Genomic DNA, 23389 nt, shown 5'->3' on the forward strand with positions numbered 1-23389 from the left:
GGATGTACAGCTTGGCTTACTTATATGCAGTGTTAAGACAACGCTCGGTATTATTATTTTTATTGGTTGTTAATATATTAGGTACAATTTACGGATTTATATGGTATGGAAATCAATTAAAAGAAACTTCACCTATATTTTGGCCATTTGTACCAGATAGTCCTACGGCGAGTCTCTTTTTTGTCTTTGTTTTAATTGGTTTCTTGATAAAGAAAAACTGGGGATTAATAGAGGCGCTAGCAATTGTTACTTTAATAAAATATGGTGTATGGGCTGTTGTTGTAAATGGGGTTATGATTTATGTGGAAGGTCCTATTGGTCTTATGGGGTATATGTTAATGTTATCGCATTTTGCAATGGCAGTGCAGGGAGTGTTATACGCTCCGTTTTACCGTATAAAAAAATGGCATTTTGCGGTAGCAGCTATATGGACATTACATAATGACGCAATTGATTATTTATTTTGGCAAATGCCGAGATATGGCATTATGCATTTGTTTGTAGAGAAGATTGGTTATTTTACGTTTTGGCTAAGTATTGTTGTGCTGTGCATTACATATTATTGTTGCTTACGTGAGAACAGGAAACAGTTTTCTTTATGGTAGTGAGAACATTTAGGGGGAGAAAATGAAGAAAAATAAGAGCGGTACAAAAGTATTGGATCGATTGGTTACGATAGTTGTTTCATATAGCATAGCATTTTCCGTTTTTGCACTCGCAACAATGGCGATTGTATATGGAAAATGGCTGTATTATTTTGAAATTGATTTTTTAAATATTCCAGATTTAGCGGATATGACGAAAGATGAAATTAAGAGAAATTATGATGTGCTTATTACATATTTATCTCCGTTTTATGATGGGGCATTACAATTGCCGACATTAGATATGTCTACAAATGGGCGTATACATTTTGTAGATGTTAAAAATATTTTAGTAAAGATTCAATATGTGATGTATGCGACAATTATGATAGCAGTGATAGGCGGCGTTTATTTATTAAAAAGAAAAAACGAAAAGTTTTTACTGCACGGATCGATTTTAACGATTATATTTCCGATAGCACTGATGTTACCGATTGCTATTAATTTTGAAAAGAGTTTTGTATTATTCCATAAGCTTTTATTCAGTAATGATTATTGGATGTTTGATATTGAAACGGATCCAATTATATTAATGCTACCGGAAGAGTTCTTTATGCATGCTGCCTGTGCTATTTTATTATTCATTTTAAGTGGTAGTATACTTTGTTTCAGCTTGTATAGATATTTCGTAAAAAAGAAAAGGGGTTCCAAGAAAAAATTCTCTGCTTAAAGAGAATTTTTTTGTTTTGAAAACGATAATATATTTTTCAGCCCAGTTCTGTTCTATTCTTGTCCAATTCAACATATTTTGTACTAGTAGTTATAGGGGGGACCGGGATGAAGAGAACATTAATTGGATTGATCGCATTTCTAATTATAATGTTTCCGTTACGTATATATGCTGAAGAGTGGAGTGAACTAACAGGGTTATTAGACGACTCGTTACAGTTGGTGAAGCGTAGTGAAAATGAAAAAGCAGTGCAAGTATTACAACATTTCTCGGAGCAGTTTGTAATGAAGGGGAATGAGAAGAAGCAAGAAGTAACACCGAATCACGTTAGAGTCATTTCTTTAGCATATAATACAGCGAAACAATCTCTCTTGGAAGAAGATTTAGGTAAACAAGTTAAAATTGATAATGTGTTAGCCCTGCAACTTGCTGTTGATGCGCAAGTATCGAAATATCAACCACTTTGGATGGAGAGAGAAGGGAAAGTAATGGAGGCCTTTTCTCAAATGGAAAAAGCGATGGAAAAAGAAGATGCTGGGCAGTTTCAACAAACGTTAAATACATTTTTAAAGGAATTTAATATTATTTACCCAAGCCTAATGATTGCTTTGCCGGAAAACGAGGTGCAACGTGTAAATGCTCATTTATCTTATTTGGACGAATTTCGTAACGTTATGTTAAAAACGAAAGGCGGTCAAATGCAATTAGGAATCATTAAAGGGGATTTAAAAAAGATATTTCACACAGTAAAAAAGGATGAAATTGCTCCCTCTCTCATTTGGTTTATGACAATTACTGGAGGGCTTATTTTATTCACATTAACTTATGTTGGATGGAGAAAGTATAAAGGAGAGCGAGAGAAAAGAAAAAGTAATGTCCATTCTAAAAATAGATAATGCAGATAAATAAAGATACGGATTGTAAGGTTTATTCATTGACAATAATGGCAGAAGAAAATAGAATGAGAAGTACTATAATTAAAACTTCAATGGAGGTTCATGATGTTTTATTTAATTTACTTCGCGATCATAATGATCATACCGTTGTATGCACAGTCAAGAGTACGTAGTGCCTATAGCAAGTATTCACAAGTTTATTCAACATCAGGTATGACAGGAGCGGAAGTGGCTCGCAAAATTTTAGATGAAAATGGATTATACAACGTAGCTGTGGAAGAAACACCAGGTCACTTATCAGACCATTATGATCCAACTGCCAAAACGGTTCGATTATCAACAGATAACTATTATGGTCATTCAGTTGCTGGTACAGCAGTTGCAGCACACGAAGTAGGACATGCGATTCAAGATGCACAAGATTATAACTTTATGCGTATTCGTCATTCGTTAGTTCCTGTGGCAAATTTTGGATCGAATATATCATGGGTATTTATTATGATTGGTATATTTGCGACAATGTCAAAACTATTGTTATTAGGAATTATTTTAATGGCAGCAGGTGTTGTGTTCCAACTTGTTACATTACCAGTTGAGTTTGATGCATCAAAACGTGCAATGCAACAAATCGAAGCGCTAGGTATCGTATCAACAGATGAATATGGCCAAGCTCGTAAAGTATTAAATGCGGCAGCATTAACATATGTAGCAGCTGCAGCTGTAGCGGTATTTGAATTATTACGTCTCGTATTAATGTATACTGGTATGCAGCGTAGCGACGACTAAAGACTATCAATTATGATAGTCTTTTTTTGTTTTGTAGATTAAATCTTATAACGTGTTACAAATGGAAATAATAGAATTGATGAGGAAAGGTGGTGGGTGAAATTAAATATCCAGATCATTTAGTAAAACAAGTGAAGGAGCGTAGCGCTTCTTATCAGCTAGAAGGTTTTTTAAGTGGACGAGGTCCTGAAAATCCAAAATTTATGTTGCTAGGAGAAGCACCAGGTGAAACAGAAATTCATAATGGGATTCCGTTTAGCGGGAGAGCGGGAAAACAATTGATGGGTTTTTTAGAACGGATTGACGTTACAAGGGAAGAAGTATATATTACGAGCGCTGTTCGGAGTAGGCCTTATAAATGGAGAGAGAAAAAAGAACGAAATGGTGAAATTATACAGAAAAAGTATAATAGGACGCCAAATCAAAGAGAAATAATTGCCCATGCCCCTTTGTTAGATTATGAATTAGAGAAAATAAACCCGAAGCTTATCGTCACACTTGGTAATATTGCATTACAGCGTTTAGTTGGTAAAAATAATAAAATTACGGATGTTCATGGAGAATTGTTCAAGCAACCTGTGCAACAACTGAAAGATAGTAGTGGTACAGAATTTATATGGACAGAAAAAGAATATGCTATTTTTCCAACCTTTCATCCAGCTTCAATTTTTTATAACCGGAGTTTATTGGAGTTGATTTATGAGGATTTAGAGAAGCTGAAGCAACATATATCAATAAAAAACTAGAAAAGCTAAGTAGCTTTTCTAGTCATATTAATTATGTAACGGATTTTTATTTTCATCTAGTGTAAACCCTTCACCAACTACATCATGTACATCACTTACAGCAACAAAGGCATGAGGATCTACAGAAGTAATAATATTTTTTAATTTCACGATTTCATTTTTAGCAACAACGCAATATAATACGTTCCGTTCCACTTTTGTATACGATCCAACAGCTTTTAAAAAGGTTGCTCCGCGCTCCATGTCGGATAAAATTTTTGAAGCAATTTCATCGTTTTTATCCGAAATAATAGTCGCTCCTTTCGCCGCATAAGCTCCTTCTTGCATAAAATCAATGACTTTCGCTCCGATAAAAACAGCCACTAACGTGTACATACCCTCGCGATATGATAAATAAGTAAGGATAGAGACGATAATAACGACGGCATCAAACATAAACATCGTTTTTCCCATGCTCCAGCCAACATATTTATGAGCTAACCTTGCGATAATATCTACACCGCCAGTAGTGCCGCCGTATTTAAATATTATTCCAAGTCCAATACCGATAAATGCCCCGGCGAACAAAGCAGCGAGTGTCATATCATTTTGTAAGTTTAAATGTAAGTTGAGTATTTCGTAGCGCTGGAAAATCCATAGGAATAAAGATACGCTAAATGTACCTATTAAAGTGTACAAAAATGTCGTTCGGCCGAGTAATTTCCAACCGATGAAAAATATAGGAATATTTAAAATTAAGTTTGTATAGGAAGGGTCAAGCGAAAATAGAAAATATAATAATAGCGTAATACCGGTAAATCCACCCTCTGCAAGGTGATTTTCGATATTGATATTTACAATACCGAAAGAGAAAATAGCGGAACCGATTAAGATGAAAATGATATTTCGAATTTTCAAGTTTGCTTTCATGTAGAAATCCCCCTAATTATGTAGAATGCATTGCTCCGCTGAAACGGTAAAACATAATGATAAGTAATTTCTAGTTGCTAGTGAAAATAGTAAAAGCCGTAGGAACCCGATTGGTGTGGGCTGATCTTTTGCAAAAACCGCAAAAGAAAGTTTCACTTTACCCCGTTCCAACGGCTGGTAGGAGATAAAGCTCTGAAGAAAGGCGAACCAGCCGTAAGAACCCGATTGGTGTGGGCTGATCTTTTGCAAAAACCGCAAAAGAAAGTTTCACTTTATTATAGTCTATCCAAAAAAGGGTCGCAAATAGGTGTTTGGTGGGGAATAATATTTGTCAAATCGCGATGAATTGGCTAACATGAAAGAGGAAGGATTAGAGGTGAATTGTATGGAAGCGAAAACGATGAAGGATATGCAGAAAGAAGTAGATGCATATATTGGTCAGTTTAAAGAAGGTTATTTCAGTCCGCTTGCAATGATGGCTCGTTTAACGGAAGAAATGGGAGAGCTAGCGAGGGAAGTAAACCATTATTATGGTGAGAAACCGAAGAAAACAACTGAGAAAGAACGAAGTATTGAAGAAGAGCTTGGAGATGTATTATTTGTTATGATTTGTATGGCAAATAGTTTAAATATTGATTTAGAAACAGCGCATAACATTGTAATGGAGAAATTTAATACACGTGATAAAGATCGCTGGACACGTATTGATGAGGGAGAGAAAAAATAATGAAAGAAATTAAAGTAATTATCGCTGGACCAAGAGGACGTATGGGACATGAAGCAGTCCTTCTTATGGAAAGAACAGAACATTTCAATTTAGTAGCAGCAGTGGACTATAAGCATGGCGGAGAGAAGATTTCCGATTTACCTGGTATGCCGATGTTAGACACACCAGTTTACGCAGATTTACATACTTGTTTAGATGAAGTAGAAGCAGATGTATTATTAGATTTAACAACACCGGAAGTTGGAAAGAAGCATGTGACACTTGCAGTTGAACGTGGACTTCGATCTGTTATTGGTACAACTGGATTTACTGAAGAAGAACTAAAGCAATTAACAGAAAATGCAAAAGAAAAAGAAGTAGGAACAATTATCGCTCCAAACTTTGCAATTGGTGCAGTTCTTATGATGAAATTCTCACAAATGGCAGCGAAGTACTTCCAAGATGTTGAAGTAATTGAATTACATCATGATCAAAAATTAGATGCACCATCTGGTACAGCTGTAAAAACGGTAGAATTAATTCGTCAAAATCGTGTGCCAAAAGAGCAAGGACACCCGAATGAAACGGAACAATTAGCAGGAGCACGTGGTGCAAATGTAGACGGTATTCACATTCATAGTGTGCGTTTACCAGGACTTATTGCGCACCAAGAAGTAATGTTCGGCGGGGATGGACAAATGTTAACAGTTCGTCATGATTCATTCAATCGTGCATCATTTATGTCAGGTGTAAAACTATCAATTGAGACAGTAATGAGCCTGGATCATCTTGTGTACGGTTTAGAAAATATTATCGACTAAAGGGGAGACAACGGATGAAAATTGCCTTAATCGCACATGACAAAAAGAAAAATGATATGGTTTCGTTTGCATACGCATATAAACCGATTTTTGAAAAACATGAGTTATTTGCAACAGGAACGACAGGACTTCGCATTATGGAAGCGACTGGTTTAGTTGTAACAAGATATCAATCGGGTCCTCTTGGCGGTGATCAAGAAATTGGTGCGATGATTGCAAAAAATGATATGGATATGGTGATTTTCTTCCGTGATCCATTAACAGCACAACCGCATGAACCTGATGTGAATGCGTTGCTTCGTTTGTGCGATGTATATGCGATTCCACTTGCAACGAATATGGCAAGTGCTGAAATGTTAATGCACGCATTAGAGCGAGGAGATTTAGATTATCGCAAGTTAAGAAAATGAGGGGAACAATTATGAGTGGATTACATATATTAGCGTTTGGTGCTCATGCCGATGATGTTGAAATCGGCATGGCTGGTACCATTGCAAAATATACAAAGCAAGGGTATGAAGTAGGTATTTGTGATTTAACAGAAGCTGATCTTTCTTCAAATGGAACGGTAGAATTGAGAAAAGAAGAAGCGAAGGCCGCTGCTCGTATAATGGGAGTAAAGACGAGACTGAATTTAGCGATGCCAGACCGTGGTTTGTATATGAAAGAAGAGTATATACGTGAAATTGTAAAGGTGATCCGTACATATAAACCAAAACTAGTTTTTGCACCGTATTATGAAGATCGTCATCCAGATCATGCAAATTGTGCAAAGCTTGTGGAAGAAGCTATTTTTTCAGCAGGAATCCGAAAATATATGCCAGAATTTCCACCGCATCGTGTAGAGTCATTTTATAATTATATGATTAATGGTTTTCATAAACCGAATTTTTGTATAGATATTAGTGAGTACTTATCGCAAAAAGTGGAAGTATTAGAAGCGTATGAAAGTCAGTTTTCAACAGGGAGTGATGGTGTGAAGACGCCGTTAACAGAAGGTTACGTTGAAACTGTGGTCGCTCGTGAGAAGATGTTTGGAAAAGAAGTGGGAGTCTTGTATGCCGAAGGATTTATGAGTAAGAAACCCGTTTTATTACATGCTGATTTAATAGGGGGATGTAAATGAGATTGAAAATAGGTATTACATGTTATCCTTCTGTAGGTGGTTCTGGAGTTGTTGGAACAGAATTAGGGAAGCAATTGGCGGAGCGCGGGCATGAAATTCATTTTATTACATCGGGTTTACCATTCCGGTTAAATAAAGTGTATCCAAACATTTATTTTCATGAAGTGACGGTAAATCAATACTCTGTATTTCAATATCCACCATACGATTTAGCGTTAGCGAGTAAAATGGCAGAGGTTGCACAAAGAGAAAACTTAGATATTTTACATGTGCATTACGCAATACCACATGCAATTTGTGCGTATTTAGCAAAACAAATGATTGGAGAGCGCATTAAAATTGTTACAACCTTGCATGGAACAGATATTACTGTGTTAGGTTCCGACCCTTCGTTAAATAATTTAATTCGTTTTGGTATTGAGCAGTCGGATGTTGTTACGGCTGTCTCGCATTCATTAATTAATGAAACGCATGAGCTTGTAAAACCAAATAAAGATATTCAAACGGTATATAACTTTATAGACGAACGTGTATATTTCAAGCGTGATATGTCTCAATTAAAGAAAGAATACGGTATAAGTGAGAGTGAAAAGATACTGATTCATATTTCAAATTTCCGTAAAGTGAAACGTGTACAGGACGTTGTGCAGGCATTTGCTAAAGTTGCTAAAGAAGTAGATGCGAAGTTGCTTCTTGTTGGGGACGGACCAGAATTTTGTACGATCTTACAGTTAGTGAAGAATTTACATATTGAAGATCGCGTCTTATTCCTAGGAAAACAAGATAATGTTGCAGAGTTACTTACGATGAGTGACTTAATGTTGCTTCTATCAGAGAAGGAAAGTTTTGGCCTTGTTTTATTAGAAGCGATGGCGTGTGGTGTACCTTGTATCGGAACAAGGGTTGGAGGTATTCCAGAGGTCATTCAACATGGTGAAACAGGCTATTTATATGAAGTTGGTGATATAACAGGCGTAGCAAACCAAGCTATTCAGCTGTTAAAGGATGAGGAACTTCACCGTAATATGGGAGAACGAGCAAGAGAAAGTGTTTACGAGCAGTTCCGCTCAGAAAAAATCGTCTCACAATATGAAACGATTTACTATGACATACTAAGGGATGACAAAAATGGAAAGATTTAAAAAAGCTAGTTCTATTATTGAGACATTAAAACAACAAGGACATGAGGCTTACTTTGTTGGCGGGAGCGTACGAGATCTTATCATTGATAGGCCAATTGGAGATATTGATATTGCGACATCTGCTTTACCAGAAGAAGTGATGGGAATATTTCCAAGGCATGTTCCTGTTGGTCTTGAGCATGGAACTGTCATTGTTGTAGAAAATGGTGAACCTTATGAGGTAACCACTTTTCGAACAGAAAGCGAATATGAAGATTTTCGAAGACCTAGTAGTGTTCAATTTGTTCGTTCATTAGAAGAAGATTTAAAGCGTCGTGATTTTACAATGAATGCGATTGCCATGACAGAAGAAGGCGAAATGGTTGATTTATTTGCTGGGCAGGAAGCGATTCAAAAGAGAGAGATTGTAACAGTTGGAAATGCAGCTGATCGCTTTCAAGAAGATGCCTTACGAATGATGCGCGGTATTCGATTTGTAAGTACGTTAGGATTTTCTTTAGAAACAAAAACGAAGCAAGCGATTGAAACGTATGGACATTTGCTGGAACATATAGCAATTGAGCGTATTACAGTGGAGTTTGAGAAACTGTTAACGGGTACATATTGTACAAAGGGCCTCCAAGAGTTAGTGGAGACGAAGCTATTTTCTCATTTGCCCTATTTACAAATGTCAGAAGAGAGACTGTTAAAAGCTACGCAGTACAAATGGGATTCTTTTGAAACAGATATTGAGGCATGGGCATTTTTCTTATATTGTATCGGAGAAGAGCATCCATCTGTCTTTTTACGCCAATGGAAGTTTTCGAATAAAAAAATAAAAGATATTGTCGCAGTTTTATTAACTATCCGTACTAGAAAGGAGAAGGAGTGGGATACATTCCTTCTTTATAAAACGGGAATTCATATCGCTGAAATGGCAGAGAGAGTATATGAAGCGATGATTGAAAGCTATGACCCTACATCTGTTAAACGAGTACAAACATTGTTTCAAGCATTGCCAATAAAGAGCCGTCAAGAAATGAATGTGACGGGGAATGAACTATTAAAATGGGCAAATAAAAAGCCTGGTCCGTGGGTTGCTGAAATAATTCAAAAAATTGAAGAAGCAATCGTACAAGGAAATGTAGTTAATGAGAAAGAGAGTATAAGGGAGTGGCTGCAAGGATGCAATCTACTATAAGAAAACAGTTATTGCAAGTTTTTTCAGAATCGGATGGCGAGTTTGTATCTGGCCAAACGATTAGTGATAAACTTGGTTGTTCAAGAACCGCTGTATGGAAACATATGGAAGACCTTCGAAACGAAGGGTATGAACTTGAAGCTGTACGTCGATTAGGTTATCGCATTGCGAGTAAGCCAGACAAAGTGACTGCTAATGAAATTCAGTTAGGGCTACAAACGAAGCGAATTGGTAGAACAGTGTATTTTGAAGAAACTGTTGAATCTACGCAGCATATTGCGGCAAAACTTGCTTATGAGGGTGCAGAAGAAGGAACGATTGTTGTGGCAGAAGAACAAACAGCGGGAAGAGGTCGTTTAAGTAGAAAATGGTATTCACCAAAAGGAACAGGAATTTGGATGAGTATTATTTTACGTCCATCGATCCCGGTTCATCATGCACCGCAGCTTACTTTGTTAGCGGCTGTTAGTGTTGCGCAAGCAATCGAAAAATGTACAGGTGTAAACGTAGGAATAAAATGGCCGAATGATATTTTAATCCAAGGTAAAAAAGCTGTAGGTATATTAACAGAAATGCAAGCGGATCCTGATAAAATTAATGCTGTCATTATGGGCATTGGTATTAATGCGAATCAAAAGCAAGAACATTTTGACGAAGAAATTCAGCACATTGCTACTTCATTAGCGATTGAATCAGGTAAGCCAATTGTTCGTGCAGAGCTTATGCAACAAATCTATTTCCAACTAGAAAAATTATACGAAGAGTATTTACAAAATGGCTTCTCTGTAATTAAAATTCTTTGGGAAAGTTACGCTGTAAGCATCGGGAAAGAAATTACCGCCCGAACGATGAGAGAGACGATTACGGGGGTAGCAAAAGGTATTACAGAGGATGGTGTATTACTTCTGGAGGACCATGAAGGGAAAGTACATCATATTCATTCTGCAGATATCGAAATTAAGTAAAAAGAAGTTCCTCTTTTGGAACTTCTTTTTATTTCAATATTTTTGAGTTGAATTCGTAAATTGATAATAAATTCTTATTATCGTCTGTCTATTTGGCCTTGCATGTTATTTGACGATTACTTTGCCCTCCATTCCTTTAAGGAGATGATATCGGCATATTAATTCATATGTACCAGTATTTTTAGGTTTCACAGTAATATTTTTTTCTTTTCCTGGCTCGACTACGACGTCAATGCCGAGTTTTTTTACTGTAAAGGTGTGTTCGTTTTTACCTTTATTTTTTAATAGTAATGTTGTTGATTCTTCAATTGGAATCGTGATAACATTTGGCTTAAAGTAATCATCATTTAGCTCGACTTCAATCACTTTTGCTGGCTCAACAGGTTGTGTTACGACGTTAACTGAGGCAAATGCATGGAAGGAGCTAAAAGTTATTATCCCTATAATCATCACAAGCAAACCGATGAATCGAAATAACCATTTGTTCATAGACATTCGCAATTCTCCTTTTGTAAGTATGTTTCCTCAATTAACCTGCATCATTATTGAAAGAGTTATACTATGCATGTAAACAAACTATTTATCTTTTTATAATTTGAGTTATTTATGGGAATTTCACATACCGTAATAGGAATAAAAATTATTTTTTCAAAAAAATGTAGTAATTTCTTTTTGTAATTTGCTATAATTAGTTCGAATATGGGCAGTATCGGAGCGAACTGCACCATAATTCGAAGCAATACGAAAAAATAATAACTTGGATTCTGCCTTGATCCAATAACGGACTGGGACAGAGGGATGAATAATGCCGACTAACACACAACCCTTCTGCCCTTTTATGGCCAGAGGGGTTTTTTATATGATTTCGGCCATCTCCTCTCTCCTGTATAAAGGAGGAGTAGTTTTTGAAAACAAAAACAGACTTTTTGAAGATGAAAGAGCAAGGTGAGCCGATTACAATGCTAACGGCGTATGATTATCCTTCTGCTCAATTAGCAGAAGAAGCTGAAGTTGATATGATTTTAGTTGGAGATTCTCTTGGGATGGTTGTACTTGGATACGATTCAACAGTACCTGTAACAGTAGAGGATATGATTCATCATACGAAAGCTGTACGCCGCGGAGCAAAAGAAACTTTTATTGTAACTGATATGCCGTTTATGTCTTATCACGTATCATTACAAGAAACGATGGTGAATGCACGCCGCATCGTTCAAGAGAGTGGGGCACATGCACTGAAAGTAGAAGGTGCTGGAGAAGTTATATCAACGATTCATTATTTGACGAATGCAGGAATTCCTGTCGTAGCACATTTAGGTTTAACCCCTCAATCTGTAGGTGTATTGGGTGGATATAAAGTGCAGGGAAAAGATGCTGAAAGTGCAAAGAAATTAATAGAAGATGCAAAGAAATGTGAGGAAGCTGGTGCGATAGCGCTTGTATTAGAATGTGTGCCAATGCAGCTGGCAGAACTAATTTCGAAGCAACTAACAATTCCTACAATTGGCATTGGAGCAGGACAGAAAGTAGATGGGCAAGTTCTTGTATATCATGATCTTATATCATATGGCGTAAAGCGTGTTCCGAAGTTTGTGAAACAATATACGTCTGTTCAAGAGGAGATTGTGCGAGGGATTTCGCAATACGTTGCTGAAGTAAAGACAGGGCAATTTCCGGAAGAAAAACATTCGTTCACAATGAAAGAGGAAGAATGCTTAGCGTTATACGGGGGAAAACAATAATGAAAATTGTAACTACAGTGCAAGAGATGCAGCAAATTACAAACGAACCTCGTGCAAGTGGAAAAAGTATTGGTTTTGTCCCAACGATGGGTTATTTACATGAAGGGCATGCGACTTTATTACGTAAGGCAAGAGAAGAAAATGAAATTGTAGTTTTAAGCGTGTTTGTAAATCCGCTACAGTTTGGACCGAATGAAGATTTAGATCGATACCCTCGTGATATTGATAGAGATGAAAATGTAGCAAAAGAAAACGGTGTTGATTATTTATTTTATCCGAGTGTAGAAGAAATGTACCCGGCAGAACAAACAACTACAGTAGAAGTTGTGAAACGTACTGACGTATTATGCGGCAAACAAAGACCTGGTCATTTTGCAGGAGTTGCGACTGTACTCATGAAACTATTTAATATTGTAATGCCAAGTCGTGCTTATTTCGGTATGAAGGATGCACAGCAAGTCGCTGTAATTGAAGGATTTGTAACTGATTTTAATATTCCAGTTACGATTGTACCAGTCGATATCGTAAGAGAAGAAGACGGATTAGCGAAAAGTTCACGTAACGTGTATTTATCACAAGAAGAACGTGCAGAGGCTCCTCATTTATACCGCAGTCTATGTATAGCGAGAGAACGCATTGAGGAAGGCGTACGTAATCCAGAAATCATTACGAATCTTGTAAAAGAGCATATCGAGACGTATACGAAAGGCACTGTAGATTATGCGGATTTATATGCATATCCTTCATTGGCAATAGTAGATAAACTTGAAGGACGAATCATTTTAGCGATTGCAGTTAAGTTTGAAAATGTACGATTAATTGACAATATAACATTAACGGTTAAATAAGGGGGAGCATCTATGTTTCGCACAATGATGAGAGCAAAGTTACACCGTGCCACTGTAACGGAGGCAAATTTGAATTATGTAGGTAGTATTACAATTGATGAAGATTTAATGGATGCAGTAAATATTGTAGAAAACGAAAAAGTACAAATTGTAAATAATAATAATGGTGCTCGCTTAGAGACATACGTTATTAAAGGGGAACGCGGTAGTGGTGTTGTTTGTTTAAACGGTGCTGCAGCAAGACTTGTACAACCAGGGGACAAAGTAATTATTATTTGTTATGGACTAGTTACGGAAGAAGAGGTTCATAAACAAGAACCAAAAATTGCGGTGTTAGACGATCAGAACCAAATTATTGAAATGTTAGGCGCTGAAAAAGCGGGTACGATATTATAAGTAGGAAAGGCTATCTCTATTAAAGAGGTAGCTTTTTTGTGCATCTTTTCATTAAGATAAGATAAAACGTGGTATAGTAACATTATATAATTTTTGTGTTTGATAGGTAAGAAATTGAGGTGTTACATATATGAGTAAGCGTTATGTCGTTGTTGATTTAGAGACGACGGGGAACTCCTGGAAAGATGGGAAGGATAAAATTACCCAAATTGCAGCTGTTGTAGTAGAAGATGGAGAGATATTAGAGATTTTTTCATCTTTTATTAATCCGAAGAGAGAGATTCCGCCATTTATTACAGAGTTAACAGGGATTGATGAGAGTATGGTTAAGCAAGCCCCGTTATTTCAAGATATAGCCCCGATGGTTGTTGAGCTATTACAAGGTGCAGCTTTCGTTGCACATAACGTTCACTTTGATTGGAATTTTTTAACGGAAGAATTAAGGCAGGCTGGATATACAGAAATACATTGTCCAAAAGTTGATACAGTTGAGTTGGCGCAAATTCTTTTGCCAACGGCTGATAGTTATAAATTACGTGATTTAGCTAAACAACATGAACTCGAGCACGATCAACCGCATCGTGCGGATAGTGATGCTCTTGCAACAGCGGAATTATTTTTACAATTTTTAACTGAAATTGAAAAGTTACCACTTGTCACGTTGCAATCGCTTTATGAATTAAGTGATGTTTTCCAAAGTGATATAGCTGATGTGCTTTCTGAAAATATTTTAAAGAAAGTAATGCACGGCAAAGAAGATATAGCAGAGTATGAAGTACATCGAAATATTGCGCTACGGAAGCGGAACTATTCTTTAAGCCTTGGAGATACGTGTTCATCGAAGTTTGATGCTTTCTTGAATAAAACGATGGATAAATTGGAATTACATATGCCAAAGTTTGAAAGAAGAGAAAGTCAGCAAATGATGATGAAAGAGATATATACTGCATTAAGAGATTCTCGTTTTTCTCTTATTGAAGCAGGTACAGGGACAGGAAAGACGCTTGCTTATTTATTGCCTAGCCTTTATTTTGCAAAGAAAAAAGAAGAACCTGTCATTATAAGTACACAAACGGTACAACTCCAACAACAAATATTGGAAAAAGAAATTCCGTTGTTACAAAAAATAATGCCATTTGTATTTGAGGTAGCTCTTCTAAAAGGAAGAAAGCATTACCTTTGTTTACATAAATTTGAGTATGCTTTGCAAGAGGAAGAAAAAAATTATGATATGGCACTTACGAAGGCGAAGATTTTAGTTTGGCTACTGCAAACTGAGACGGGTGATCGTGACGAATTAAATATTCCTGAGGGTGGAAAGTTACTCTGGAATCGTATTTGTAGCGATGCATATAGCCCAGGCGGTATGCAAAGTAATTGGTTTAGTCGTTGTTTTTACCAGCGAGCAAAGAATAAAGCTTTATTTGCAGATATCGTTATTACAAATCATGCGCTATTATTCCAAGATTTTTCAAGTGAAGAACCATTATTTGCTTCATGCGAACATATTATTTTCGATGAAGCTCATCATATTGAAGAGGCAGCGAGTAGAACATTAGGTGAACAGTTCTCCTGTATGTATTTTCAATTGATTTTATCTCGTCTCGGTACACTAGAAACGGATGATGTGCTGTCTAAAGTATATAAAATGATGAAAAAATCAGAACAAGCATCTCGTTCGACTTTCCGTATGATAAGTCATAGTTTGAAGGAACTAAAATTTGATGCGGATGAACTATTCCAAATGTTACGCACTTTTATATTTAAACAAACGAAGCAAGAGCAAGGACCGAACAATATGCCGCTCATTTATCGATATAACACAGAAGTAGAGAAAGGCAAGTTGTGGGATAGTATTGTTGAATTAACAAATCGTTTTGTATATGAATTAAGAAGATTAGTGAATAATCTTGAGAAACAAGTGAATATATTGCAAAGTAAGTTAGAATGGGAGATGCATGTTGTTACAGGTGAATTTATGCATTTAATTGAGTTACTAAGAAAGATGGCAGAATCGTTACAGTTACTCGTATTAGAAAAAAATTCATATGTAACTTGGATGGAGACGGAAACAAAAGGGACGATTCATTCCACTGTTTTATATGCACAGCCTGTTCATATTGGTGAAAGATTTGCTGATGAATTTTTAACAGAAAAAAAGAGTGTTATTTTTACATCTGCAACATTAACAGTTAACGACACATTTGATTATATAAAAGAGGAGCTTGGCTTACATGATTTTGCTCCAAACACATTAAAAGTTCCATCGCCATTTCGTTATGATGAACAAATGAAGTTAATGGTTTCAACGGATGTGCCTTTTATTAAGCAAGTAAGTAATGAGGAATATATTGAATCTGTATCGGAACATATTGCAAAGATAGCGAAAGCTACAAAAGGTAGAATGCTCGTTTTATTTACTTCGTATGAAATGCTGAAAGAAGCATATACGAATTTGAAAAATAATGATGAATTAGAAGGTTATTTATTATTAACACAAAGTGTGAATAATAGAAGTCGAAGCCGCTTAATTCGAAAGTTTCAAGAGTTCGACAAATCGATTTTGTTAGGTACGAGTAGTTTTTGGGAAGGGATAGATATTCCAGGAGATGCCTTAAGTTGTCTAGTCATTGTCCGTCTTCCGTTTACACCTCCTCATCAGCCAATGATGGAAGCGAAAGGTGAGTGGTTAAAAAATCAAGGTGAGGACGTATTCGCTAAATTAGCGCTCCCGCAAGCAATATTACGTTTTAAACAAGGGTTCGGACGTTTAATTCGAACGAATACAGACACGGGAACCGTAGTAGTGTTAGATCGTCGTTTGACGAGTTCTTCCTATGGAAAACGATTTTTACAATCCATTCCGAATGTACCTCTTTATGAGGGACCGTTAGAAGAATTACTAGTGCACTTAGAAGAGCCATCAAGTTAATAAATTTTGGAAGAAAAATACGCCTGAAGTATTTAGAAACTTCAGGCGTAAAAAATGTGGGTAGGAGGAATTTTATTTTTCTTACTTCTTGTATACAAAATGTATCGGTTTTCGACTTGAAACCTTTTTTTGCTGTACATGTCCTGCTATAATAGATGGGTGATGAAGCAGGGGTTGTAAAGAATGTACTCTTATTGTAACCGCATTGCGTTCTTCTATAATTAGAAATTTTTGTGTAACGGAGGAGTTTTTTCATGGAGAAGAAAATCGAAGTACTATCAACGACGCGTATTAAATATTCGTCTGATTTGTATAAAATTGTTGATAGTTTAAATCGTACGTTAAAAGAGCAGGACCTCATGTTCGGATTAGCACTGGACGAAAAAGACAAAGAAACAGCTGTATTTACCATTTACAGAACGTAGTGATACAATGAAAAAGTGGATCTTTGCAATCATTATCGTTATCGTTGCTAGCGGAATATATGGGGCGTATGTTTATAATAAAACGATGGAAAAGAAAATTCCAAAAGAATCAAAATCTGTAGAAATTGCTAAAGAAAAAGCAAAGCTTACAAAGGTAAAATCGGTTGATTATTATAACGGAAAATCTTCATATACAGTCGTACAAGGTACGGATGAAAAAGGAGAACCAATTATTGTTTGGGTACCTGATAAAAAAGGAAATGTTCTTGTGAAGAAAAAGAGTGAAGGCATTTCTGAGAAAGAAGCTTTACAAAAACTGGCAGAGCAAGCGACTGGAAAAGGCGATGAGCCGAAGCCAAAGCCAAAACAAATTGTAAAAGTAAAATTAGGTGCTGAAAACGATATTCCGTTGTGGGAAATTACATATATTGATCAGGAAGATCGTTATACGTATTATTATCTAGAATTTCAAAATGGGGAATATGCTGCACATTACAGCATTGAAAAATAGATGTAGGGGGAACCACAAATGAAATTAGCAAAGCGAGTAGCTGCTTTAACACCGTCTTCAACTTTAGAAATTACAGCAAAGGCACAAGCATTAAAAGCTGAAGGTCATGATGTAATTGCATTAGGGGCAGGGGAACCTGACTTTAATACACCAGAGCATATTATGGAATCGGCGCATAAAGCGATGTTAGAAGGACATACGAAATATACACCAACAGGTGGTTTGCAAGCGTTAAAGCAAGAAATCGTGAAAAAATTTACTCGCGATCAAGGCATTAAGTATGACCCATCTGAAATTATTGTATGTAATGGTGCAAAACATGCTTTATATACATTATTCCAAGTGTTACTTGATGAAGGAGATGAAGTTATCATCCCAACTCCTTACTGGGTAAGCTATCCAGAACAAGTAAAGCTTGCTGGCGGTAATCCGGTTTATGTAGAAGGTCTAGAAGACAATGAGTACAAAATTACAGCAAAGCAGTTACGTGAGGCAATTACAGAAAAAACGAAAGCAGTTATTATTAATTCACCGAGCAATCCAACAGGAATGATTTATAGCAAAGAAGAATTACAACAGCTTGGAGAAGTATGTTTAGAACATAATATTTTAATCGTTTCAGATGAAATTTATGAGAAGTTAATTTATGGTGGTGCAGAATATACTTCAATTGCCCAGCTTTCTAATGCATTAAAAGAACAAACCCTAATTATTAATGGTGTATCTAAATCTCATTCTATGACAGGATGGCGTATTGGATATGCAGCAGGAAATAAGCAGCTTATTAAAGCGATGACGAACTTAGCGAGTCATAGTACGTCAAACCCTACTTCAATTGCTCAATACGGCGCAATTGCGGCATATGCAGGCTCACAACAACCTGTAGAAACAATGCGTCAAGCGTTTGAAGAACGATTAAACATTATTTATGATAAATTAATTCAAATCCCTGGCTTTACTTGTATTAAGCCACAAGGTGCATTTTACTTATTCCCTAACGTGAAAGAAGCTGTAGCTTTATCAGGATATGATACAGTTGATGAGTGGGCAAAAGCTTTATTAGAAGAGGAAAAAGTAGCTCTTGTACCAGGTACAGGATTTGGGGCTCCAAATAATGTCCGTTTATCATATGCGACATCTCTTGAACAAGTAGAGAAAGCATTAGAACGCATTCATACGTTCATGAAAAGTAAAGTGCAAGCTTAATTGTATATTTTATTCATGTAATACAAAAAACCTCCCTACATAAGGGAGGTTTTTTTGACGAATTGTGGCAAAAAGAAATAGTGAAAGGTGTGTTATACTAGAGAGCGAGGTGTTTGGTGATGAAAAAGAAAATGATGTTACAGTGGTTTGAGCAGGGAAGTATTGCAATTCCAAAATTACTTATGATGCATTATAAAAAATTAGGTTTAAATGAGACGGAATTTATGGTTGTACTTCATGTACACACATTTTTAGAATCGGGTAATTCGTTTCCGACTCCTTCAGAGATTTCAGAACGGATGACGATAACGGAAATGAAGTGTATGGAAGTAATTCAGGCATTGATTCAAAAAGGTTTTTTATCACTAGAAGGTGGACAAAGATCAGAAGCGATGATGTGCGAAAGTTATTCGTTACAACCGTTATGGGAAAAAATATTGCATTTCTTAATGGATGAATCAATAGAGGAAGAACAAAAAGAAAAAAAACAGCTGCAAGTAAATTTATATACAGTATTTGAAAAAGAATTTGGAAGACCACTTTCGCCATTTGAATGTGAAACGTTAGGAATGTGGGAAGACCAAGATCAACATCATCCGAATTTAATTCAAGCGGCCTTGAGGGAAGCGGTGATGAGTGGTAAGTTGAATTTCCGCTATATTGACCGTATTTTATTTGAGTGGAAAAAGAATGGCATTAAAACAGTAGATCAAGCTCAAAATCAAGGACGGAAATTTAGAGCGAATCAGCAGCGAACGCAACAAACAACGAAACAAGAGACGAAATTTACTGGGAAAGTGCCTTTTTATAATTGGTTGGAGCAGTAATGTAGGAGGAAGTATATGTTAAATAAAACGCAAATTCGTTATTGTTTAGACACAATGGCGGATATGTATCCAGAAGCGCATTGTGAATTAATTCATGATAATCCGTTTGAACTTGTAATCGCGGTAGCATTATCTGCACAATGTACAGATGCACTTGTAAATAAGGTGACGAAAAATTTATTTCAAAAATATAAAACGCCTGAAGATTATTTAAGTGTTTCTCTAGAAGAATTACAACAAGATATACGCTCTATTGGATTGTATAGAAATAAAGCAAAAAACATTCAAAAGTTATGCCAAATGTTATTAGATGATTATAATGGAGAAGTACCGAGAGACCGGGATGAACTTACGAATTTACCAGGTGTAGGAAGGAAGACAGCAAATGTTGTCGTATCAGTAGCATTTGGAATGCCAGCAATTGCTGTTGATACGCATGTGGAACGAGTGAGTAAACGATTAGCAATTTGCAGATGGAAAGACACTGTATTAGAAGTGGAGAAAACGTTAATGAAGAAAGTTCCGATGGATGAATGGAGCGTTACACATCACCGTATGATTTTCTTTGGGCGTTATCACTGTAAAGCGCAGCGACCACAATGTGAAGAGTGCCGGCTGCTAGAAGTATGTCGTGAAGGAAAGAAGCGAATGAAGGGGAAATAAAGGATGGAGCGAGTTATAGAAATACCGAAAGAATTTCGATACTTACCATTTTTTAAAGAAGGCGTAAATTCGATTGCGTATAATATAGAACAATCATTTGAAGAAATAATACAAAATGCTTACTTTATATTTGATATGGAAAGACGATATGAGCCATGGAATGAAATTGAAAAAAGTGTTCCTGCGATGTTGCATGTATGGAAAAGCAAGCATGAAGAAATTGCTATACTATTTCGAAACAGAAAAAAACAAGAAGCTGAAGGTCCAATGATTCTTTTTGCAGCGCACTTGCTATCGATTGTTTATTGGCTAAATGACAAGCCTGTTCATAGTTTGAATGAAATGCAAGTAAATACGAATAAATTGGAAGTACAACCTGTTAATTTTATGGAGCGATATTCATTTATTATAAAGAAACCGAGTAATTATCATTCTTATATTCAATTAGCACAGTTGTATATCGAAATAGAAAAGCTATATGTAAAGAAAATGATAACAAAAAAGAAGTCCGTTTCTCGTTAAGAGAAAGGACTTCTTTTTGTTTATTAAGACTCTGTTGTAACAACATTTCCGTCTGCGTGAGGTGTATCTTCTCCGGTATTCTGTTGTTGTTCTTCTTCAGCTTTTTTCTTAGCTTCTTCTTCAGCCTTTTTCTTAGCTTCTTCTTCAGCTTTTTTCTTAGCCTCTTCTTCAGCAGCTTTCTTTTGAGCTTCTTCTTGCTGTTTACGTTGTTGCTCTTGTTGCTGCTGTTGCTGTTCTTGCTGTTTTCGCTGTTCTTCTTCAGCTTTCTTTTGAGCTTCTTCTTGTTTTAGTTTGTCTTCATTAGCTTTTTTCTGTTCTTCTTCAGTTTTTTTCTTAGCTTCATCTTCAGCCTTTTTCTTAGCTTCGTCCTCAGCTTTCTTAGCATCTGGAACTCCTCCAGGAGCAGTGAAGGATGCGCCAACTGCAGGGCTTGTTCCTGTGCCTTTTTTCGCTACTACAGAGAAGCTGTAAGTAACACCTGGTTTAATTCCACCAAGAGTAGCTGTTGTACCATTTATTGATAGGCTACCGCTTGAACCGTCAGTAGCTTTATAGCTTGCTGCATATGCATCAACTTCTGCCGGGCCAGACCATTTTAGTGTAACAGTGCTAGCGCCGTCGAAAGTAACATTGAGGCCGCTAGGTGCATCTACTTTAATTTGTTTAATCGCATCTTTTTTCGCACCTTTTACATATAACTCTCCGTTTATTTCTTGTACAGAAGAAGGACGTTCGAAACGAGAGTTATCTGTAGCAAATTTGCTCATCATTACTTGGAACATTTGCTGTGCAATTCTGGTAGAGCGATCACCAATATAATTTTCTGGACCATCTTTTTCGTAACCAGTCCATACAGCCATCGTATATTGAGGTGAATAGCCAGCGAACCAGCTATCTCTGTTCGCATCAGCTGGGATACCATATTTTTTTATAACTGATTCATCAAAGTTTTGTGTTCCTGTTTTACCTGCTACATCAACACCTGGAACGTATGCTGTTGGACCTGTACCGCCAGAACCAGGTTTTACTACGTCACGTAGAACGTCAGTAATCATGTAAGCTGTATAGTCGTGCATTGCACGTTGTTCTTTCGGTTTAAAGTTTTTCTTTTTCCCATCTGGGAAGATAACTTCTTTTACGAAGTGAGGCTTGTTATACACACCGTCATTACCAAATGCGGCATACGCCCCTGCTAATTCTAATGGGGAACTATCGTTACTACCAATTGCTGTTGATTCATACGCTGTGCCGTCTTTAAATGTCATACCTAAGCTTTCAGCAAAAGCTTGTGACTTAGGAATACCAACCGCTTGGGCTGTTTTTAAAGCAGGGATGTTTAATGATTTTTTCAAAGCTTCACGTAGTGAAACGTCACCTTTGTAACTATTTGTTGCATTTCGTATTTTTTTACCATTGGAATACGTATACTCTGAGTCATTTAATTGATGGTATGTAGACCATTGTAAATTCTCAATTGCTGGGCCGTAGTCGAAAATTGGTTTCATTGTTGAACCGACTTGGCGTTTTAAATCAGTGGCCATATTATGACCTTTGAAAGTAGACTTACTTTCTTTACGCCCAGCACCAATTGCTCGAACTTCTCCAGATTGTGTATCCATAAATACGAATGATCCTTGGAATTGATCGTTCGGATATTTAATAAGATTGCCATCCATAATTTTATCAGCGTAATCTTGAGCATCTTGATCAAGTGTTGTATGAATCGTTAAACCATCTGAACCGATATTTACATCCGGATATTCTTTTTCAACTTCCTTTACAACAGCATCTAAAAATGCTTGATACTTCATTTCAGTTACTTCTGAAGATGGTTGAAGACCCTCAGTTACAGGGATTTTCATTGCGTTATTCATTTCATCTTTTGTTATATAACCATGTCGATTCATTAATGATAATACGACGTTACGACGTTGTGTAGCTCGTTCAACGTTGTCTGGTTTTGTTGGATCATAAATATTTGGACCTTGGGGCAAACCAGCAAGCATTGCAGCTTCATGTAACTGTAAGTCTTTTAAATCTTTGTTATAATATTTTTTGGCTGCTGTTGCAATACCGTACGAACGGTTACCTAAGTTAATCTTGTTTAAGTACATTTCTAAAATCTCATGTTTAGAGTATTGTTGCTCTAATTTGTAAGATAAGTACCATTCTTGTACTTTTCTCTTGGCAGTTTTGTCCATTGTTAGAAAATAATTTTTAACTACTTGTTGCGTAATCGTACTACCACCTTGGGAACCGAAACCACCAGTGATATTTTCCATAACTGCTTTAGTAGTTCGTCTAAAATCAATTCCATTGTGATCATAGAAGCGTGAATCCTCAGTCGCAAGGAATGCATTTTCAACTACTTTCGGAATTTGGTCGTAAGTAACATGGGTTCGTTTTTCAGCACCGTATTCATAGAAGAAATTTCCGTTTTTATCAAGAAACTTTGTAGATAAAGGATTAACAAGTTTTGATTTGTCTAATTTTGGAGCGTCCTTTACCATTACAAAGAAAGCGGAAACGCTAGCTATGAGACCAACGATACCAAGAAGTAGACAACCTATAAGGAATTTCTTGAAAAAGGAGCCTTTTTTCTTTGGTTTTTCTTCTTTATTTGTTTCTTTCTTTTGATTTTTCACATGATTTCGTTCTGTACGAGAACGATAATTATCTGACATTATACTTTCTCCTACCTTTCATTCTCTCCCCAAAAGTCGAAA

The 23389-nt window shown here is 36.4% G+C and carries 25 protein-coding genes; 22 read left to right on the plus strand and 3 right to left on the minus strand.

The window, feature by feature from the left end; all coding sequences use genetic code 11:
• The first annotated feature begins 2 nt into the window (after window positions 1-2).
• The 5 genes from ACQKNI_RS06355 to ACQKNI_RS06375 all read left to right on the plus strand — a co-directional run bounded on the left by ACQKNI_RS06355 (window position 3) and on the right by ACQKNI_RS06375 (window position 3742).
• Window positions 3-605 (plus strand): DUF1405 domain-containing protein, encoded by a 603-nt coding sequence (locus ACQKNI_RS06355; protein WP_240522833.1) that lies wholly within the window; start codon window positions 3-5, stop codon window positions 603-605.
• A 22-nt stretch (window positions 606-627) separates the two neighbouring features.
• The gene (locus ACQKNI_RS06360; RefSeq protein WP_088231575.1) at window positions 628-1314 is read left to right on the plus strand and encodes a TIGR01906 family membrane protein; all 687 of its coding nucleotides are present in this window, start codon (window positions 628-630) and stop codon (window positions 1312-1314) included.
• 107 nt (window positions 1315-1421) lie between these two features.
• Window positions 1422-2210, plus strand: coding sequence for a sporulation protein YpjB (ypjB, locus tag ACQKNI_RS06365; protein ID WP_088231574.1), 789 nt, complete (start codon window positions 1422-1424; stop codon window positions 2208-2210).
• Between the two features lie 102 nt (window positions 2211-2312).
• Entirely contained in the window at window positions 2313-2996 is a 684-nt protein-coding gene (locus tag ACQKNI_RS06370; RefSeq protein WP_011109966.1) for a zinc metallopeptidase, read from the plus strand.
• A 92-nt stretch (window positions 2997-3088) separates the two neighbouring features.
• Entirely contained in the window at window positions 3089-3742 is a 654-nt protein-coding gene (locus tag ACQKNI_RS06375; RefSeq protein ID WP_140417412.1) for a uracil-DNA glycosylase, read from the plus strand.
• Between the two features lie 27 nt (window positions 3743-3769).
• On the opposite strand, the gene ACQKNI_RS06380 is transcribed toward ACQKNI_RS06375, so the two are convergent.
• The gene (locus ACQKNI_RS06380) at window positions 3770-4651 is read right to left on the minus strand and encodes a YitT family protein (RefSeq protein ID WP_088231573.1); all 882 of its coding nucleotides are present in this window, start codon (window positions 4649-4651) and stop codon (window positions 3770-3772) included.
• A gap of 385 nt (window positions 4652-5036) precedes the next feature.
• On the opposite strand from ACQKNI_RS06380, the gene ACQKNI_RS06385 reads away from it, so the two are divergent.
• From ACQKNI_RS06385 to ACQKNI_RS06415, 7 genes are read left to right on the plus strand one after another with little or no spacing between them, the layout of a single operon-like run.
• Entirely contained in the window at window positions 5037-5378 is a 342-nt protein-coding gene (locus tag ACQKNI_RS06385) for a nucleotide pyrophosphohydrolase (RefSeq protein ID WP_088231686.1), read from the plus strand.
• Window positions 5378-6178: a dihydrodipicolinate reductase gene (gene dapB, locus ACQKNI_RS06390; RefSeq protein ID WP_088231571.1), complete on the plus strand. Its 801-nt coding sequence runs from the start codon at window positions 5378-5380 to the stop codon at window positions 6176-6178. Before ACQKNI_RS06385 ends, dapB begins: the two co-directional genes overlap by 1 nt.
• 14 nt (window positions 6179-6192) lie before the next feature.
• Window positions 6193-6588 carry a methylglyoxal synthase gene (gene mgsA / locus ACQKNI_RS06395; RefSeq protein ID WP_000684760.1) on the plus strand — a complete coding sequence of 132 codons (396 nt, stop codon included), beginning with the start codon at window positions 6193-6195 and terminating at the stop codon, window positions 6586-6588.
• Window positions 6589-6599: 11 nt separating this feature from the next.
• On the plus strand, window positions 6600-7304 hold the full coding sequence (gene bshB1 / locus ACQKNI_RS06400) for a bacillithiol biosynthesis deacetylase BshB1 (protein ID WP_088231570.1): 705 nt from the start codon (window positions 6600-6602) through the stop codon (window positions 7302-7304).
• Window positions 7301-8446, plus strand: a complete 1146-nt coding sequence (bshA, locus tag ACQKNI_RS06405) for an N-acetyl-alpha-D-glucosaminyl L-malate synthase BshA (protein ID WP_088231569.1) — start codon at window positions 7301-7303, stop codon at window positions 8444-8446. The genes bshB1 and bshA overlap by 4 nt, the downstream gene beginning before the upstream one ends.
• A complete protein-coding gene (locus tag ACQKNI_RS06410; protein ID WP_088231568.1) occupies window positions 8433-9626 on the plus strand; it encodes a CCA tRNA nucleotidyltransferase in 1194 nt (397 codons plus the stop codon). The genes bshA and ACQKNI_RS06410 overlap by 14 nt, the downstream gene beginning before the upstream one ends.
• Window positions 9611-10591, plus strand: coding sequence for a biotin--[acetyl-CoA-carboxylase] ligase (locus tag ACQKNI_RS06415; protein WP_088231567.1), 981 nt, complete (start codon window positions 9611-9613; stop codon window positions 10589-10591). Before ACQKNI_RS06410 ends, ACQKNI_RS06415 begins: the two co-directional genes overlap by 16 nt.
• A gap of 105 nt (window positions 10592-10696) precedes the next feature.
• Here the strand turns inward: ACQKNI_RS06415 and ACQKNI_RS06420 are convergent, their stop codons facing one another.
• On the minus strand, window positions 10697-11086 hold the full coding sequence (locus tag ACQKNI_RS06420) for a cupredoxin domain-containing protein (protein WP_088231566.1): 390 nt from the start codon (window positions 11084-11086) through the stop codon (window positions 10697-10699).
• A gap of 410 nt (window positions 11087-11496) precedes the next feature.
• On the opposite strand from ACQKNI_RS06420, the gene panB reads away from it, so the two are divergent.
• The 10 genes from panB to ACQKNI_RS06470 all read left to right on the plus strand — a co-directional run bounded on the left by panB (window position 11497) and on the right by ACQKNI_RS06470 (window position 20663).
• A complete protein-coding gene (panB, locus tag ACQKNI_RS06425) occupies window positions 11497-12333 on the plus strand; it encodes a 3-methyl-2-oxobutanoate hydroxymethyltransferase (protein ID WP_088231565.1) in 837 nt (278 codons plus the stop codon).
• Window positions 12333-13181: a pantoate--beta-alanine ligase gene (gene panC / locus ACQKNI_RS06430; RefSeq protein WP_427282274.1), complete on the plus strand. Its 849-nt coding sequence runs from the start codon at window positions 12333-12335 to the stop codon at window positions 13179-13181. The genes panB and panC overlap by 1 nt, the downstream gene beginning before the upstream one ends.
• A gap of 12 nt (window positions 13182-13193) precedes the next feature.
• Complete coding sequence (panD, locus tag ACQKNI_RS06435; RefSeq protein WP_000490187.1) at window positions 13194-13577, plus strand: aspartate 1-decarboxylase; 384 nt, start codon at window positions 13194-13196, stop codon at window positions 13575-13577.
• Between the two features lie 130 nt (window positions 13578-13707).
• The gene (gene dinG, locus ACQKNI_RS06440) at window positions 13708-16509 is read left to right on the plus strand and encodes an ATP-dependent DNA helicase DinG (RefSeq protein WP_098945965.1); all 2802 of its coding nucleotides are present in this window, start codon (window positions 13708-13710) and stop codon (window positions 16507-16509) included.
• A 254-nt stretch (window positions 16510-16763) separates the two neighbouring features.
• Complete coding sequence (locus ACQKNI_RS06445; protein WP_000412179.1) at window positions 16764-16934, plus strand: YpmA family protein; 171 nt, start codon at window positions 16764-16766, stop codon at window positions 16932-16934.
• A gap of 7 nt (window positions 16935-16941) precedes the next feature.
• Window positions 16942-17445, plus strand: coding sequence for a DUF5590 domain-containing protein (locus ACQKNI_RS06450; RefSeq protein ID WP_088231562.1), 504 nt, complete (start codon window positions 16942-16944; stop codon window positions 17443-17445).
• Between the two features lie 18 nt (window positions 17446-17463).
• Window positions 17464-18651 carry an aspartate transaminase AspB gene (gene aspB, locus ACQKNI_RS06455; RefSeq protein ID WP_088231561.1) on the plus strand — a complete coding sequence of 396 codons (1188 nt, stop codon included), beginning with the start codon at window positions 17464-17466 and terminating at the stop codon, window positions 18649-18651.
• Between the two features lie 119 nt (window positions 18652-18770).
• Entirely contained in the window at window positions 18771-19478 is a 708-nt protein-coding gene (dnaD, locus tag ACQKNI_RS06460; protein WP_088231560.1) for a DNA replication protein DnaD, read from the plus strand.
• 15 nt (window positions 19479-19493) lie between these two features.
• On the plus strand, window positions 19494-20141 hold the full coding sequence (gene nth, locus ACQKNI_RS06465; protein ID WP_088231559.1) for an endonuclease III: 648 nt from the start codon (window positions 19494-19496) through the stop codon (window positions 20139-20141).
• A 3-nt stretch (window positions 20142-20144) separates the two neighbouring features.
• Window positions 20145-20663, plus strand: coding sequence for a YpoC family protein (locus ACQKNI_RS06470; protein ID WP_088231558.1), 519 nt, complete (start codon window positions 20145-20147; stop codon window positions 20661-20663).
• A 23-nt stretch (window positions 20664-20686) separates the two neighbouring features.
• Here the strand turns inward: ACQKNI_RS06470 and ACQKNI_RS06475 are convergent, their stop codons facing one another.
• Window positions 20687-23347 (minus strand): PBP1A family penicillin-binding protein, encoded by a 2661-nt coding sequence (locus ACQKNI_RS06475; RefSeq protein WP_088231557.1) that lies wholly within the window; start codon window positions 23345-23347, stop codon window positions 20687-20689.
• Between the last annotated feature and the right edge of the window lie 42 nt (window positions 23348-23389).

The sequence above is a fragment of the Bacillus sp. NPDC094064 genome (assembly GCF_050279585.1).
Lineage (GTDB): Bacteria > Bacillota > Bacilli > Bacillales > Bacillaceae_G > Bacillus_A.